This is a genomic window from Kluyvera genomosp. 1, assembly GCF_001266615.1.
In the GTDB taxonomy this organism is placed as follows: domain Bacteria; phylum Pseudomonadota; class Gammaproteobacteria; order Enterobacterales; family Enterobacteriaceae; genus Kluyvera; species Kluyvera cryocrescens_A.
The window spans coordinates 24,907-36,631 of record NZ_LGHZ01000045.1 but is presented as its reverse complement, the minus strand read 5'-3'; the positions used below and the strand labels follow the sequence as shown (position 1 = coordinate 36,631).

The window sequence follows — 11,725 nt, the reverse complement described above, 5'->3', positions numbered from 1 at the left end:
AGCACCGATTTCGCTGCAGGGCCGCGGGCATTGCTAAGGGGAGCGCGACGCTCCCCTTTGCCCGTTCACTGATGCAGCTGTTTCATGTTCTGCAAAACGCAAAGTGAACGGAATTTCACACCATACTGATAAACGTGACAGAATTGTCACACCCCTCTCGCTATTCAATCGCGGCAGGTTTCACCTTCACACCGGCAAACACCATCACCATCGCCGCCACCAGCAGTACACCGCTAGCAGTGAACACACCATTGGCACCATTCATATCAAACACCAGCCCGCCGCCTGCCGCACCCGCGCTGATCGCCAGCTGAATTGACGCCACCATTAGCCCACCAGCACTTTCGGCCTCATCGGCCACCGTTGTCGCAAGCCAGGTTGACCAGCCAACAGGCACGAGTCCAAAAGCAAAGCCCCATAGGGTGACCAGCAGACCATCCACCAACGCCAGATGACCATAGGCCACCATGGTCAACGCCAGAATGCCCATCGCAAAAGGTACCAGCGCCAGCGTCAGTCGCAGGTTGCGCGCCAGCAGATACCCGGCAATCGAAGTACCGATAAAATTCGCGACGCCAAAGCCCAGCAAAATCAGCGAAATGGTTTCAACATTAGCCCGCCCTACGGTCTCAAGGAAAGGTCGCAGATAAGTAAAGAAGGCAAAGTGACCGCTGAAGATAAAGATCGTCGCCAACAGTCCGCCCACCATGCCCGGGCGACGCAGCACTTTAAACAGTGTGCCGAGGCTACCGCTGTTTTCCGGACGCATTGATGGCAGAACCCACAATTGCCAGAACAGCGCCAGCACACCGGGAATCACGCAAAGGATAAACACATTTCGCCAGCCAATCAGGCTGCCTAAATAGCTACCAAGCGGGGCCGCCACAACCGTGGCAATCGACACACCGGCAAAGATTATCGACAGCGCTTTCGGTACGTCTTTCGCCGGCACTAAGCGCATCGCTGTGGCGGTGGACATTGCCCAGAAGCCGCCGATGGCGACACCCAACAGCAATCGTCCCAACAGTAAGACCTGTAACGATGGCGCAAACGCCACCAGCAGGCTGGAGACAATTTGCAGCAAGGTAAAGAACATCAGTACCCAGCGGCGATCGATACTTTTGGTGGCAGAAGTGATGAGTAGCCCTGTGACTAAGGCCACCAGCGCGGTCGCCGTCACCGTCTGCCCGGCAACCCCTTCGGTCACACCGAGGCTCGACGCCATCGGCGTAAGCAGGCTAGCGGGTAAAAACTCTGCGGTAATCAGCCCGAATACCCCCAGACCGAGCGACCAGACGGCTCGCCAGGCGGGTTTGGCCGGTGCCAATGACGCGCTTGCGGTGGCGCATGAATCCATTTGTAACTCTCCGGTTAAAAAAATGAGATAACGGTCACAAAGAATAGAAAACCTCACTCGGACGATCTATGATGTAAAATCTTTTATTATTGATAATTCGTCCGGAGTTAACACCATGTCTCTCCATGCCCCTGATTTGATAAGCGAACTGCTGAGTGGAATGCGCCTTTCCGGCGTTAACTATCGACGGATTGAGGCCAGCGCGCCGTTTGGGCTGGCATTCGGTAATGTCGCGGGTAAAGCCCAGTTTCACTTTGTCAGCCGTGGCCCGGTGATCTTGCGGATGTACAGCGGTGCACGCTTCCCCCTCAATACTGGCGATGCCGTGTTCATTCCTAATGGCGATGCTCACGCTCTGCTCTCCAACGATGACGCCGTGGTAACGCCCATTGCTGACTTACCCAGCGAACCTATCTGTAATCAGGTGCAAGACATCCACTGTAAAACCTGCCCCAACGGCGAAAGTGCGGTTATCTTCACCGGCTGTATGGATTTTGAACTGGGCGGGATGCAACCGCTGATTAAAGCAATGCCGGAAGTGATGATGGTCAGTAGCCTAATGTCGACACGACCGGAAATTCATCCGCTGCTCGCCGCCATGGAACGCGAATCGCTGGGCCGCCAGGTAGGCTTCGCCGGGATCCTCGCACGGCTGGCAGACGTGGTGGCGGCGCTGATTGTGCGCGGCTGGGTAGAGAGCGGTTGCGGTAAGGCTACCGGATGGATTCAGGTACTGCGCGATCCACGCCTGAGCCGCGCGATTTTTGCCATGCATCAACAGCCAGGCATCAACTGGAGCGTGGCCTCCCTCGCCAAAGAAGCCGGGACATCGCGCTCCGTTTTTGCTGAACGCTTCCTCGCGGCGACCGGCACAACGCCGGCAAAATATCTCAGCGAGCTGCGCATGCGGCTGGCGGTACAGTATATCAGCCATGAACAGCAGGCCATCGAGACCGTGGCGCTGCGTTTAGGTTATGGCTCCGTGGCGGCGTTCAGTCGCGCCTTTAAACGGGTCGTCGGACAACCCCCTGGTGCCCTACGGGAAACCCATCAGGTGGCGTAACGTCGATGTTGAGGGCGCTACGTCGTTTGACGTGCCAGCGCCAAATAGGCCTCTACCGCTTTATTCGGTTCGGTGGCGCGATGCACCAGCATCAGGTTGGCGCTAAATGACGGTTCGTCCAGACGGCAATAGACCAGGCCGGGGATCGTGACCTGCTTTAGCGGCGCTGGAATGAGCGCCACACCGAGCCCGGTCGCCGCAATCGCCAACACGCTCAACGTACTGCCCCCGCGATGAGCAACGTGTAGCTTGTCGCCCAGCTTCTGCTCAAGCAACTGGGTCAGCCGCTCATGGGTATCATGAGCCTCATAAAGAACCAGCGGTTCGCCCGCCAGCATATCTATCGTCATTGCAGCCTTCCTCGCTAACGGATGCCCTTCATGCAATGCCAGCAGAAAATCCCATTGCCCAAGCGGCTTGACGACAATTTCCGGCGTGACCGTTTTGCTGTTATCCGGCGTATAGCCGACATCCAGCAATCCCGCCACGATAGCGTCCACCTGCTGCTGTGGTGCCACTTCCTGAATCAAGAGTTCAGCATCTGGATAAGCCTTGTGAAACTGGCGTAGATCCGCAATCATCTTGCCGCTAAAAATAGCATTACCAGCAAAACCCACTCGAACGCGCCCCGTCTCACCGCGCAGAGAGCGTTCCACCGCCAGCCGCGTATGCTCAACCTGCGCCAGCGTGCGCTGCGCTTCGGTCTGCAACAGCCGACCGGCATCGGTCAGCGCCACGTGGCGGCTGGTGCGGATAAACAGCGCGCCGCCAAGCTCTTCTTCTAACGCTTTAATCTGCATACTCAACGCAGGCTGCACGATATTGAGCCGTTTTGCCGCGCGCCCAAAATGGCCTTCTTCAGCGACGGCCAGAAAATAACGCAGGTGTCGAAGATCCATAGCACCTCAATTAATCATTAATAATGATTGCTTAGTCAGATCAATATATTTGAGTTTACGTCTGCTGGCGACCAAACTGAATCTCAGTTCACTGACCGGAGGCTCAACAATGCAAACTACCGACAACGATCGCCAGCAGCTTAATGACCTGATGAATGGTTGGATCCACCGCGATCTCGGCGAATGGGAACAGCTGCGCCAGCTATTTCACCCAGACGGTACCATCGAAATCACCTGGTTTGAGGGACTGGCCAGTGATTTTGTCGACGGTTCAATGCGGATGGGGGCGTCAGATTTACGGACCAAACATATGATTGGATCACCACGCGTTACCTTGAACGCCGCAGGCAATAAAGCGCTGCTGGAAACCAACGCCATGATTATTGCTGAAAATACCCGGCTAAATCTAGGCTGCGAATGCCACAACCGCTTTTACGATCTGGCAGAAAAAAGAGAGGGTAAGTGGAAGCTTTTTCACCGCCAGAGCATTTACGATATGGGCACCTTCACCTTCCCGCTCGGCATGGTGGAGATTGACTCTCAGACCATTGCCCGCTTTCCGCGTGAATATGCCGCATTAGCTTATCTGCTCGAAAAAAGTGGCTTCCCACTGGGTCGGGTGTTTGCCACCCGCGGCAGCCAGCTTGAGCAGGATATGAAATCCGCGGGCAAACGCTGGCTGGCACTGTAACAAAAAAATGTACAGTCCGGGGATAACGCCATCGACCGCTGGCCCACTCATCCCCGGACAGTAATTTAATAATAGGTAATCGTCATTTCCCGCAGTTCAGGATGACCCGGTATGCTGCGCTGAGCGATAGTCCCCAGCTTCTGCATCGCCAGATTGCGGCCGCTGGCGTTTAAGGCAACATGCTGAATGTGGTTGGCACCATTGCGATAGCAGGAAATTTGCACCTGTGTCCGCTGCAGTTCCGCAGCGCAGCCATCTTCCACAATCTGGCCGACAAAATGGATAACGCCTGAGCTGGTGTTAGTACTGGCCTGTGCCGCCGTGGTCAACAACAGACCTAGCGCGGCAAGACAAACGATACGCACTGATTTCATATTCTTCCCCCACATCCTGTGAGACTGACTGGCATCGGTGGTGTTACCGGTGCCTCCTCGTAACCTCAATCTTGTTTCAACTAAAACAAAACGTTTTTGACTATACCGTGGAGTGTCGATTTCAAATATCGGACGTTCGTCGTATTCACCGGCGTTATTTATCCCAGGCCAACCATTTTCATTTAAGAATAACCTCACCTCGAAAAATAACGGACAAACAATCACCGGTGCATATTTAGGATTGTCAGAAACGCTCAGTATGTTAGGGTAAAGTATTACACCTAATACTTCGGAGGAATATTTTCGCTAGCATTTTCGACTCTCTTTCGTTGCCACAGAAATAACCGGCCAGCCCTGGCTTAACACCCCAAAATAATAAGGTTACTCCTATGCAAACACCGACAATAATCGCCACCACGCTGGCAGCAGTACTCATCTCCCCCGCGCTTTTTGCCGCCGATTTGCCCGGTAAAGGCATCACCGTTCATCCCGTACAAAGTACCCTGCCGGAAGAATCATTCCAGACGGAGATCATCAACCGCGCGCTCACCCAGCTCGGCTATGAGGTTTCTGCCACCGAAGAGGTGGAATACAACGTCGCCTATACCGCTATTGCTGCCGGAGACGCCACCTATATGGCCGTCAACTGGGAACCGCTGCAAAAAGACATGTACGCCGCGAGCGGCGGTGACAAAAAATTCTACCGCCAGGGCACTTATATTAGCGGCGCCGCACAGGGTTATTTGATTGATAAAAAGACCGCTGAGAAATATCACATTACCGATATTTCACAGCTTAAAGACCCCAAGCTGGCACAATTATTTGACGCCAACGGCGACGGTAAAGCCGATTTAGCGGGCTGTAACCCAGGCTGGGTTTGCGGTTCGGTGATTGATACCCAAATTAAAGCCTACGGTCTGAGCAATACGGTGACACAAAATCAGGGGAATTATTCGGCCATCATCGCCGATACCCTCACACGGTTTAAGGCCGGTAAACCGGTGCTCTATTTCACCTGGACGCCGTACTGGGTCAGCGACGAATTAAAACCAGGTAAAGACGTCGTCTGGTTAACCGTACCGTTCTCCGCCAACCCGGGTTCGCTTAAAGATCTCAACACCGAATTGCCGAACGGCAAAAATTACGGTTTTGCGGTGAACAACGAATATATCGTGGCCAACAAAGCGTGGGCGGCGAAAAATCCGGCGGCAGCCAAACTGTTTGCCGTGGCGAAATTACCGCTGGGTGATGTGAATGCGCAGAATCAGCTGATGCATAAAGGCGAGTCTTCCGCGGAGGATATTCAGCGCCACGTTGACGGCTGGATAGCGGCTCACCAGGCGACGTTTGATGGCTGGATAAAACAGGCGCTGGCAGCGCAGTAAGATAATACTCTGGGCGAGCTGACGCCGCCCAGAGCTTCTGGTTTACTCCATTACGCGGGCGCGTTTGATGCGGGTCTCTTCGGCAGTCTCCGCTGAATCCACCAGCGTGAAGTCGAAGCTGACTTCGGTATGCGGCTGGTTGATTTTACGCGCCTGCGACAACGGCTCATCCGTGATTTTCACCGGATCGGCAATCAGCTCTTCGCGGGTGGCAAAAGCAAAGTCGTCCCACAGATAGGCGTCGCCATTGAGATTAATCTGCGTGGTCAGGTGCTTATAACCCGGTGCAGATACGAAGAAGTGAACGTGCGCAGGGCGGTTGCCGTGGCGGCCTAATTGAGTCAGCAGCTTCTGAGTTGGGCCATCCGGCGGGCAACCGTAGCCGCACGGTACGATACTGCGAACCGCGTAACGGCCATCGGCACCGGTCTCCACGCGGCGGCGCAGATGGTATTCACTCTGAGATTGATCGAAGAACGAGTAGCCCCCCAGCGTGTTGGCGTGCCAGATATCGACAATCGCCCCGGCGACCGGGTTACCCTCTAAGTCACGCACCTGGCCATGCAGCCACATCGGCTCGCCCGGCTCGCTGCCGTCATCCATCCGCGCATACTGCTGGCTCAGCGGCGCGCCTGCCACATACAGCGGCCCTTCGATGGTACGCGGGGTGCCGACATCCTGACCGGCAGCGGCCTCTTTTTCATCGGCGCGCATGTCCAGATAGTGCTCAAGCCCCAGGCCAGCCGCCAGCAGCGCGGCTTCTTTGCGTTCACCCAGCTCGTTTAAATAGTTCACCGCCAGCCAGAACTCTTCATCGCTGATATCGAATTTTTTGATAGTCTGACACAGGTCGCTCAGCACCTGATGCATGATGGCCTTGAAGCGTTCATTGCCCTGTTCAGAATTTAAGCCGCTGCTGATCGCCAGCAAGGATTCCAGTTCGGTCTGTTTTGCAGGATTCACTGACATTGCGTATTCCTCTTTTTTGTAGGGTAAGGGTTATTGTTGTGCGTTAACGGCTGAAGGATGGCGGCACAGCGGCTGCACCGACATCGTCATGAAGGGGTACAGCGGCAGCCCGGTCAAAATATCGTGCAGCTCCTGGTTGTCGGCGACATCAAAGATGCTGACGTTGGCGTAGAGCCCGGCGACGCGCCAGATATGCAGCCATTTGCCTTCACGCTGCAGGCGTTGCGAGTAGGCCTTTTCTTCGGCTTTAATGGCGTCGGCCTGTTCTTTGGGCAGCGACGACGGGATATTGACGGTCATTTCAACTTTAAACAGCATGCGGATGTCCTCTATTTTCGGGCGTAGAAACGCAATTTATCGTCGTCGATCTCCACACCCAGCCCTGGCCCCTGCGGCAGCGTGACCTGCCCCTGGCTAAAGTCGAGCGGCGTCACCACGATGTCGTCTTTAAGCAGCAGCGGCCCGAACATTTCGGTGCCCCACTGCATCTTCAGGGTCGACCAGGCATGTAGCGAGGCCACCGTGCCAAGTGTTCCTTCCAGCATGGTGCCGCCGTACAGCGCCACGCCGGCCGCCTGCGCCACGTGCGCCAGCTTAAGCGCCTGCGCCGGGCCACCGGCTTTAGCAATTTTCAGCGCGAAAGCGCCGCTAAAGCCGCCGTTCGCCAGCGCGTAGCCGTCATGGCTGGTCGCCACCGCTTCATCGGCCAGAATCGGTAGCGTGAAACGCTGGCTCAGGGCAATCAGCCCCTGTTGATCCCACAGTGGAATCGGTTGTTCAACCAGACAAATACCGCCGTCCTGCAGCTGGCTCATGCCTTTCACCGCCGTGGTGAAGTCCCACGCCTGGTTGACGTCAACGCGAATACTGACCTCATCCCCCAGCGCAGTTTTGATCGCCAGCGCGTGGCGAACGTCGGTTGCCAGATCGCGGGCGCCAATTTTCAGTTTGAAAGTGTCGTGCCGCCCTTCCGCCAGCAGTCGCTTTCCTTCGTCGATATCTTTAGCGGTATCGCCGCTGGCCAGCGTCCACAGCACCGGCAGGCGATCGCTGAGCGCGCCGCCTAGCAGCGCGCTAACCGGCACGCCCAGCGCTTTTCCTTGCGCATCGAGAAAGGCGGTTTCCAGCGCCGACTTGGCAAAGGTATTGCCCTTCACGCTGGCGTTCATCATTTCGGCGAGCGCGGCTACACCGCTGAAGGTCTGCCCGCACAACAGCGGCGACAGATAGGTTTCAATCGCCAGCTTCATCGCTTCCGGGCTTTCCGCACCGTAGCTCAGGCCGCCGATGGTGGTTCCCTCACCCCATCCCACAACGCCGTCAGCACATTGCATGCGAACAATCATTAGGGTCTGGCAGCCCATCGTCGCCATCGACAACTTGTGCGGACGAACGGTGGGAATATCCACCAGCCAGCAGGCCAGTGATTCAATCGTTAACATCGGTTGCTCCTGCAAAGAAAAAGGATCAGGGTGTGGTTTTGCCCGACGGCAGACTGCGCAGTGCTATCCACGCCAACAGCGCGTAGGCGATCAGCAGCAGCGAAACCGGCCACGAGGCATCAAAGGCCATTAACAGCGCCACTGCCAGCATCGGCCCAAGTCCGCCGGAGAAAATCGAGCCGACTTCATGCCCTAGCGCCAGCCCCGAGTAGCGCACGCGAACCGGGAACAGATCGCTCATGATGCACGGCTGGGTGCCGATCATCGCGCCGTGGCATACCGGCAGGCCGAGGAACATCGCCAGCAAAATGTAGCCGTAGCTGCCGGTAGACAGCAGCCAGAAGAACGGGAACGCCATCACCAGTAGGCCAATCACACCGATGTAGTACACCGGTTTTAAGCCAATACGATCGGACAGCGCGCCCCAGAACAAAATGGAGAAAAACTCAACCAGCATGGCGAGGGTGACCGCGCTGATAATTTCCCCGGTGCCAATGCCGATGTGTTTGGCATACACCACCGAGAAGGTGAAAAAGATATAGGATGCGCCGTTCTCCGGCAGACGCAGCGCGATGGCCTGCATCAGCGCTTTCGGGTGTTCGCGAACGAGGATCAGCAGCGGGATCTTCTCGTGTTTATCTTCAGGTTTCGCCTGGGCAAAGGCTTTGCTCTCGCGGATATTTTTGCGGATATAAACGCCCACCAGAAAGATAACGATGCTCAGCACGAACGGCACGCGCCAGCCCCAGCTCATAAAGTCGCCTTCCGGCAGCTGTTGCACCAGATAGAAGGCGAACGCCGAGAGCACGAAACCGCCGGAAACGCCCATTTGGCTCCACGCGGTGTAGAACCCACGTTTTTGTGCCGGGGCGTTTTCGCTGAGCATTAACACGCCGCCACCCCACTCGCCGCCGGAGGCAACACCTTGTAAAAAGCGCAGGATTATCAGCGCAATCGGTGCCCACAGGCCAATCTGCGCATAGGTCGGCAGCAGGCCAATAACGAAGGTGGTCGCCCCCATCAGGGTCAGCGTCATGATCAGCGTCATTTTGCGACTGTAGCGATCGCCTAGATGACCAAAGACGATGCCGCCCAGCGGCCGTGCCAGGAAGCCCACGGCGAAGCCGGAGAACGCGAGCAGCGTGCCCTGCAACGGGTCGCCGCCCACCGGGAAGAACAGCGGGCCAAACACCAGCGCCGCCGCGGTGCCGTAGAGGAAAAAGTCATACCACTCCAGCGCGTTGCCCAGCACCGAAGCCATCACCAGCTTGCGCATCTGCTGCGCATCGTGGTGGGTTTCGGCGGGCGTGACTACGTTTTCAGAAACGACATTACTCATTCGGCATCCCTCGTTGGTGGTTATGCTTCGTGACCGACGGTGTGATAGCGACGGTTGAAATAGACCAGCCCGCGCGGCTGCTCGCTGCTGCGTATCGCCTGCACCCGGCAGTAAAAGACGGAATGGCTGCCCACTTCGTGACAGTCATCAATCAGGCAGTCAAAGCTCGCCACCGCCGAACTGAGCACTGGCGCGCCGCTGGCCATCACCTGCCAGCTGTCATGGCAAAACCGTTCTTCCGAACGCAGGTTTGCGTTAGCAAAGACGCCGGACAGTGCCTGATGATCGCTGGAGAGCACGTTGACGCACAGCGTGCCGTTTTGCTTAAAGTGGGCGTGGGCGAAAGAGTTACGGTTCATACACACCAGCAAGGTTGGCGGCTGGTCGGTCACGCTACACACGGCGGAGGCGGTAAAGCCAAATTTACCGGCAGGGCCGTCGGTGGTAATCACCGACACCGCGCTGCCCAACTGCGCCATGGCGTTACGAAATTCGGTTTGCAGAGTCATTAGAAGATCCTCAAAGATCGATAATCAGGCGGGCGCTTTTCGCCCGGGAGCAACACAGCAGGATCTGATCGCCATCGGCCTTCTCATCGTCGGTCAGATAGTGGTCACGGTGATCCGGCTCACCTTCCAGCACATCGGTCAGGCAGCTGCCGCAGATCCCCTGCTTACAGGAGACGCAGACTTTCAGCCCCGCCAGCGCCAGCGCCTCGACGATGGTCTGGTTGGCGGCTACCTGAACGGTAATGCCGCTGGTGGCGGCCACCACTTCAAACGGCTGGCCGCCAGTTTCCACCTCGGCGCTAAAGCACTCCTGGTGAATCCGATCCGGCGCGTAGCCCTGCGCGAGCGCACGTTCATTAACTGCATCCATCAGCCGCGCGGGGCCGCAGACGTAGACATGCGTTCCTTCCGGTACGTCGCACAGCACCGCATCAAGATTGATACGCTGTTCATCGCTACAGTGCAGATGCACCTGCGATGCATAAGCCGAGGCTTCCAGCTGCGGGAAAAACGCCGCCTGATCCCGCGTTTTGGCGCAGTAATGCAGGCTAAACGTGCGCCCGGCAGCCAGCAGTTCCGCCGCCATCGCCAGCATCGGCGTAATGCCAATACCGCCGCCGATAAGCAGGCTGTGCCGGGCCCCCTCATCAAGCGCAAACAGATTGCGCGGCTCGCTCACCGCAATCTCATCCCCTTCGCGTAGCGCATGCACCGCCAGTGAACCGCCCTGCGATTGGCTATCCTTGAGCACGCCGAGCTGATAGAAATGCCGCTCCTGCGGGCTGCTGCACAGCGAATACGGACGCAGCAGATCATCACTCAGATGCAGGTCGATATGCGCCCCGGCGGTAAATTCGGGCAGCGCACGCCCGTCGGCATGCGCCAGCGTCAGCAGCACCACCTCGCCGCGCAGTTCGCGGCGGACTACCTGTAATGTCAGCATCAACGCCTCCTTTAGCGCATGAACAGCCCGCCGTTGATGTCCCAGGTCGCCCCGGTGACAAACGACGCGTGTTGAGAGGCCAGTAGCGCCACAGCATGAGCAACAAATTCCGCCTCGCCGAGAGCGCCCACCGGAATCATCTGTAGCAACCCGGCCATTTTCTCTTCCGGCACCAGCGCGTGAACGGTCGGTAAATCCATCGGCCCCGGCGCAATGGCATTGACGGTGACACCGGATTTGGCCAGCTCGCGGGCAAACACTTTGGTCAGCGTCAGGATCCCGCCCTTCGACGCCGCGTAGTGCGCGCCAGAAGCAGTGCCGCCGTTTTGCCCCGCCAGCGACGCCAGGTTGATAATGCGGCCGTAGCCGCGGCTGGCGAAGTAACGCCCCATCGTCTGACAGCCGACAAAAGTGCCGCGCAGGTTGGTGGAAATCACCCGATCAAATTCATCGACGGCAATCTCCATCACCGGCGTGGCCAGCGTCAGTGCGGCGTTATTGACCAGCACCTGTAGGCTGCCAAAACGGGCGACGGTGGCGGCAAGCGCCGCGTCAAAATCCTCGGGCTGGCGTATATCCAGCCCCAGCGCCAGCACGTTGTCGCTGTCCAGCTCGGCGGCGGTAGCTTTGGCACGGGCAGCGTCAACGTCGGTCAACACCACCTGGAATCCCTGCGTGAGCAGGTGGCGGGCGATAACATTTCCCAGCCCGCTGGCGGCGCCGGTGACTAATGCGGTTTGCGTCATAAAGAATT

At 57.3% G+C, this 11,725-nt stretch carries 13 protein-coding genes; 3 read left to right on the top strand and 10 right to left on the bottom strand.

The genetic code is table 11. The features are described 5' to 3' along the window. Positions 1-160: 160 nt before the first annotated feature. On the bottom strand, positions 161-1,357 hold the full coding sequence (locus KP80_RS20460; protein WP_052285483.1) for an MFS transporter: 1,197 nt from the start codon (positions 1,355-1,357) through the stop codon (positions 161-163). A 115-nt stretch (positions 1,358-1,472) separates the two neighbouring features. Here KP80_RS20460 and KP80_RS20455 point away from each other — a divergent pair, with 115 nt between their 5' ends. Beyond that, positions 1,473-2,420 (top strand): AraC family transcriptional regulator, encoded by a 948-nt coding sequence (locus KP80_RS20455; protein WP_052285482.1) that lies wholly within the window; start codon positions 1,473-1,475, stop codon positions 2,418-2,420. A 17-nt stretch (positions 2,421-2,437) separates the two neighbouring features. Here the strand turns inward: KP80_RS20455 and KP80_RS20450 are convergent, their stop codons facing one another. Then, positions 2,438-3,319, bottom strand: coding sequence for a LysR substrate-binding domain-containing protein (locus KP80_RS20450; protein ID WP_052285481.1), 882 nt, complete (start codon positions 3,317-3,319; stop codon positions 2,438-2,440). A 109-nt stretch (positions 3,320-3,428) separates the two neighbouring features. Between KP80_RS20450 and KP80_RS20445 the strand changes: the two genes are divergently transcribed. Next, positions 3,429-4,010, top strand: coding sequence for a nuclear transport factor 2 family protein (locus tag KP80_RS20445; RefSeq protein WP_052285480.1), 582 nt, complete (start codon positions 3,429-3,431; stop codon positions 4,008-4,010). 65 nt (positions 4,011-4,075) lie between these two features. On the opposite strand, the gene KP80_RS20440 is transcribed toward KP80_RS20445, so the two are convergent. Then, entirely contained in the window at positions 4,076-4,384 is a 309-nt protein-coding gene (locus KP80_RS20440) for a hypothetical protein (RefSeq protein WP_052285479.1), read from the bottom strand. A gap of 389 nt (positions 4,385-4,773) precedes the next feature. Between KP80_RS20440 and proX the strand changes: the two genes are divergently transcribed. Then, positions 4,774-5,769 carry a glycine betaine/L-proline ABC transporter substrate-binding protein ProX gene (proX, locus tag KP80_RS20435; RefSeq protein ID WP_052285478.1) on the top strand — a complete coding sequence of 332 codons (996 nt, stop codon included), beginning with the start codon at positions 4,774-4,776 and terminating at the stop codon, positions 5,767-5,769. A 42-nt stretch (positions 5,770-5,811) separates the two neighbouring features. Here the strand turns inward: proX and catA are convergent, their stop codons facing one another. From catA to KP80_RS20400, 7 genes are all read right to left on the bottom strand, one after another. Next, on the bottom strand, positions 5,812-6,738 hold the full coding sequence (catA, locus tag KP80_RS20430; protein WP_052285477.1) for a catechol 1,2-dioxygenase: 927 nt from the start codon (positions 6,736-6,738) through the stop codon (positions 5,812-5,814). A gap of 30 nt (positions 6,739-6,768) precedes the next feature. Further along, entirely contained in the window at positions 6,769-7,056 is a 288-nt protein-coding gene (gene catC / locus KP80_RS20425) for a muconolactone Delta-isomerase (protein WP_052285476.1), read from the bottom strand. Between the two features lie 11 nt (positions 7,057-7,067). After that, complete coding sequence (locus tag KP80_RS20420; RefSeq protein WP_052285475.1) at positions 7,068-8,180, bottom strand: muconate/chloromuconate family cycloisomerase; 1,113 nt, start codon at positions 8,178-8,180, stop codon at positions 7,068-7,070. Between the two features lie 25 nt (positions 8,181-8,205). Beyond that, entirely contained in the window at positions 8,206-9,456 is a 1,251-nt protein-coding gene (locus tag KP80_RS20415) for an MFS transporter (protein ID WP_052285485.1), read from the bottom strand. 83 nt (positions 9,457-9,539) lie between these two features. Further along, a complete protein-coding gene (locus tag KP80_RS20410) occupies positions 9,540-10,028 on the bottom strand; it encodes a flavin reductase (protein ID WP_052285474.1) in 489 nt (162 codons plus the stop codon). Between the two features lie 10 nt (positions 10,029-10,038). Continuing rightward, positions 10,039-10,971 (bottom strand): PDR/VanB family oxidoreductase, encoded by a 933-nt coding sequence (locus KP80_RS20405; protein WP_052285473.1) that lies wholly within the window; start codon positions 10,969-10,971, stop codon positions 10,039-10,041. Between the two features lie 11 nt (positions 10,972-10,982). Beyond that, positions 10,983-11,717 carry an SDR family NAD(P)-dependent oxidoreductase gene (locus tag KP80_RS20400; RefSeq protein ID WP_052285472.1) on the bottom strand — a complete coding sequence of 245 codons (735 nt, stop codon included), beginning with the start codon at positions 11,715-11,717 and terminating at the stop codon, positions 10,983-10,985. Positions 11,718-11,725: the final 8 nt, after the last annotated feature.

Bases quoted from the DNA above. Each gene is read 5' to 3' on its own strand.
- KP80_RS20420 (WP_052285475.1), bottom strand. From the start codon at position 8,180: ATGTTAACGATTGAATCACTGGCCTGCTGGCTGGTGGATATTCCCACC.
- KP80_RS20460 (WP_052285483.1), bottom strand. From the start codon at position 1,357: ATGGATTCATGCGCCACCGCAAGCGCGTCATTGGCACCGGCCAAACCC.
- KP80_RS20410 (WP_052285474.1), bottom strand. From the start codon at position 10,028: ATGACTCTGCAAACCGAATTTCGTAACGCCATGGCGCAGTTGGGCAGC.
- proX (WP_052285478.1), top strand. From the start codon at position 4,774: ATGCAAACACCGACAATAATCGCCACCACGCTGGCAGCAGTACTCATC.
- KP80_RS20440 (WP_052285479.1), bottom strand. From the start codon at position 4,384: ATGAAATCAGTGCGTATCGTTTGTCTTGCCGCGCTAGGTCTGTTGTTG.
- KP80_RS20405 (WP_052285473.1), bottom strand. From the start codon at position 10,971: ATGCTGACATTACAGGTAGTCCGCCGCGAACTGCGCGGCGAGGTGGTG.
- KP80_RS20455 (WP_052285482.1), top strand. From the start codon at position 1,473: ATGTCTCTCCATGCCCCTGATTTGATAAGCGAACTGCTGAGTGGAATG.
- KP80_RS20400 (WP_052285472.1), bottom strand. From the start codon at position 11,717: ATGACGCAAACCGCATTAGTCACCGGCGCCGCCAGCGGGCTGGGAAAT.
- catC (WP_052285476.1), bottom strand. From the start codon at position 7,056: ATGCTGTTTAAAGTTGAAATGACCGTCAATATCCCGTCGTCGCTGCCC.
- KP80_RS20445 (WP_052285480.1), top strand. From the start codon at position 3,429: ATGCAAACTACCGACAACGATCGCCAGCAGCTTAATGACCTGATGAAT.
- KP80_RS20415 (WP_052285485.1), bottom strand. From the start codon at position 9,456: ATGCGCAAGCTGGTGATGGCTTCGGTGCTGGGCAACGCGCTGGAGTGG.
- catA (WP_052285477.1), bottom strand. From the start codon at position 6,738: ATGTCAGTGAATCCTGCAAAACAGACCGAACTGGAATCCTTGCTGGCG.
- KP80_RS20450 (WP_052285481.1), bottom strand. From the start codon at position 3,319: ATGGATCTTCGACACCTGCGTTATTTTCTGGCCGTCGCTGAAGAAGGC.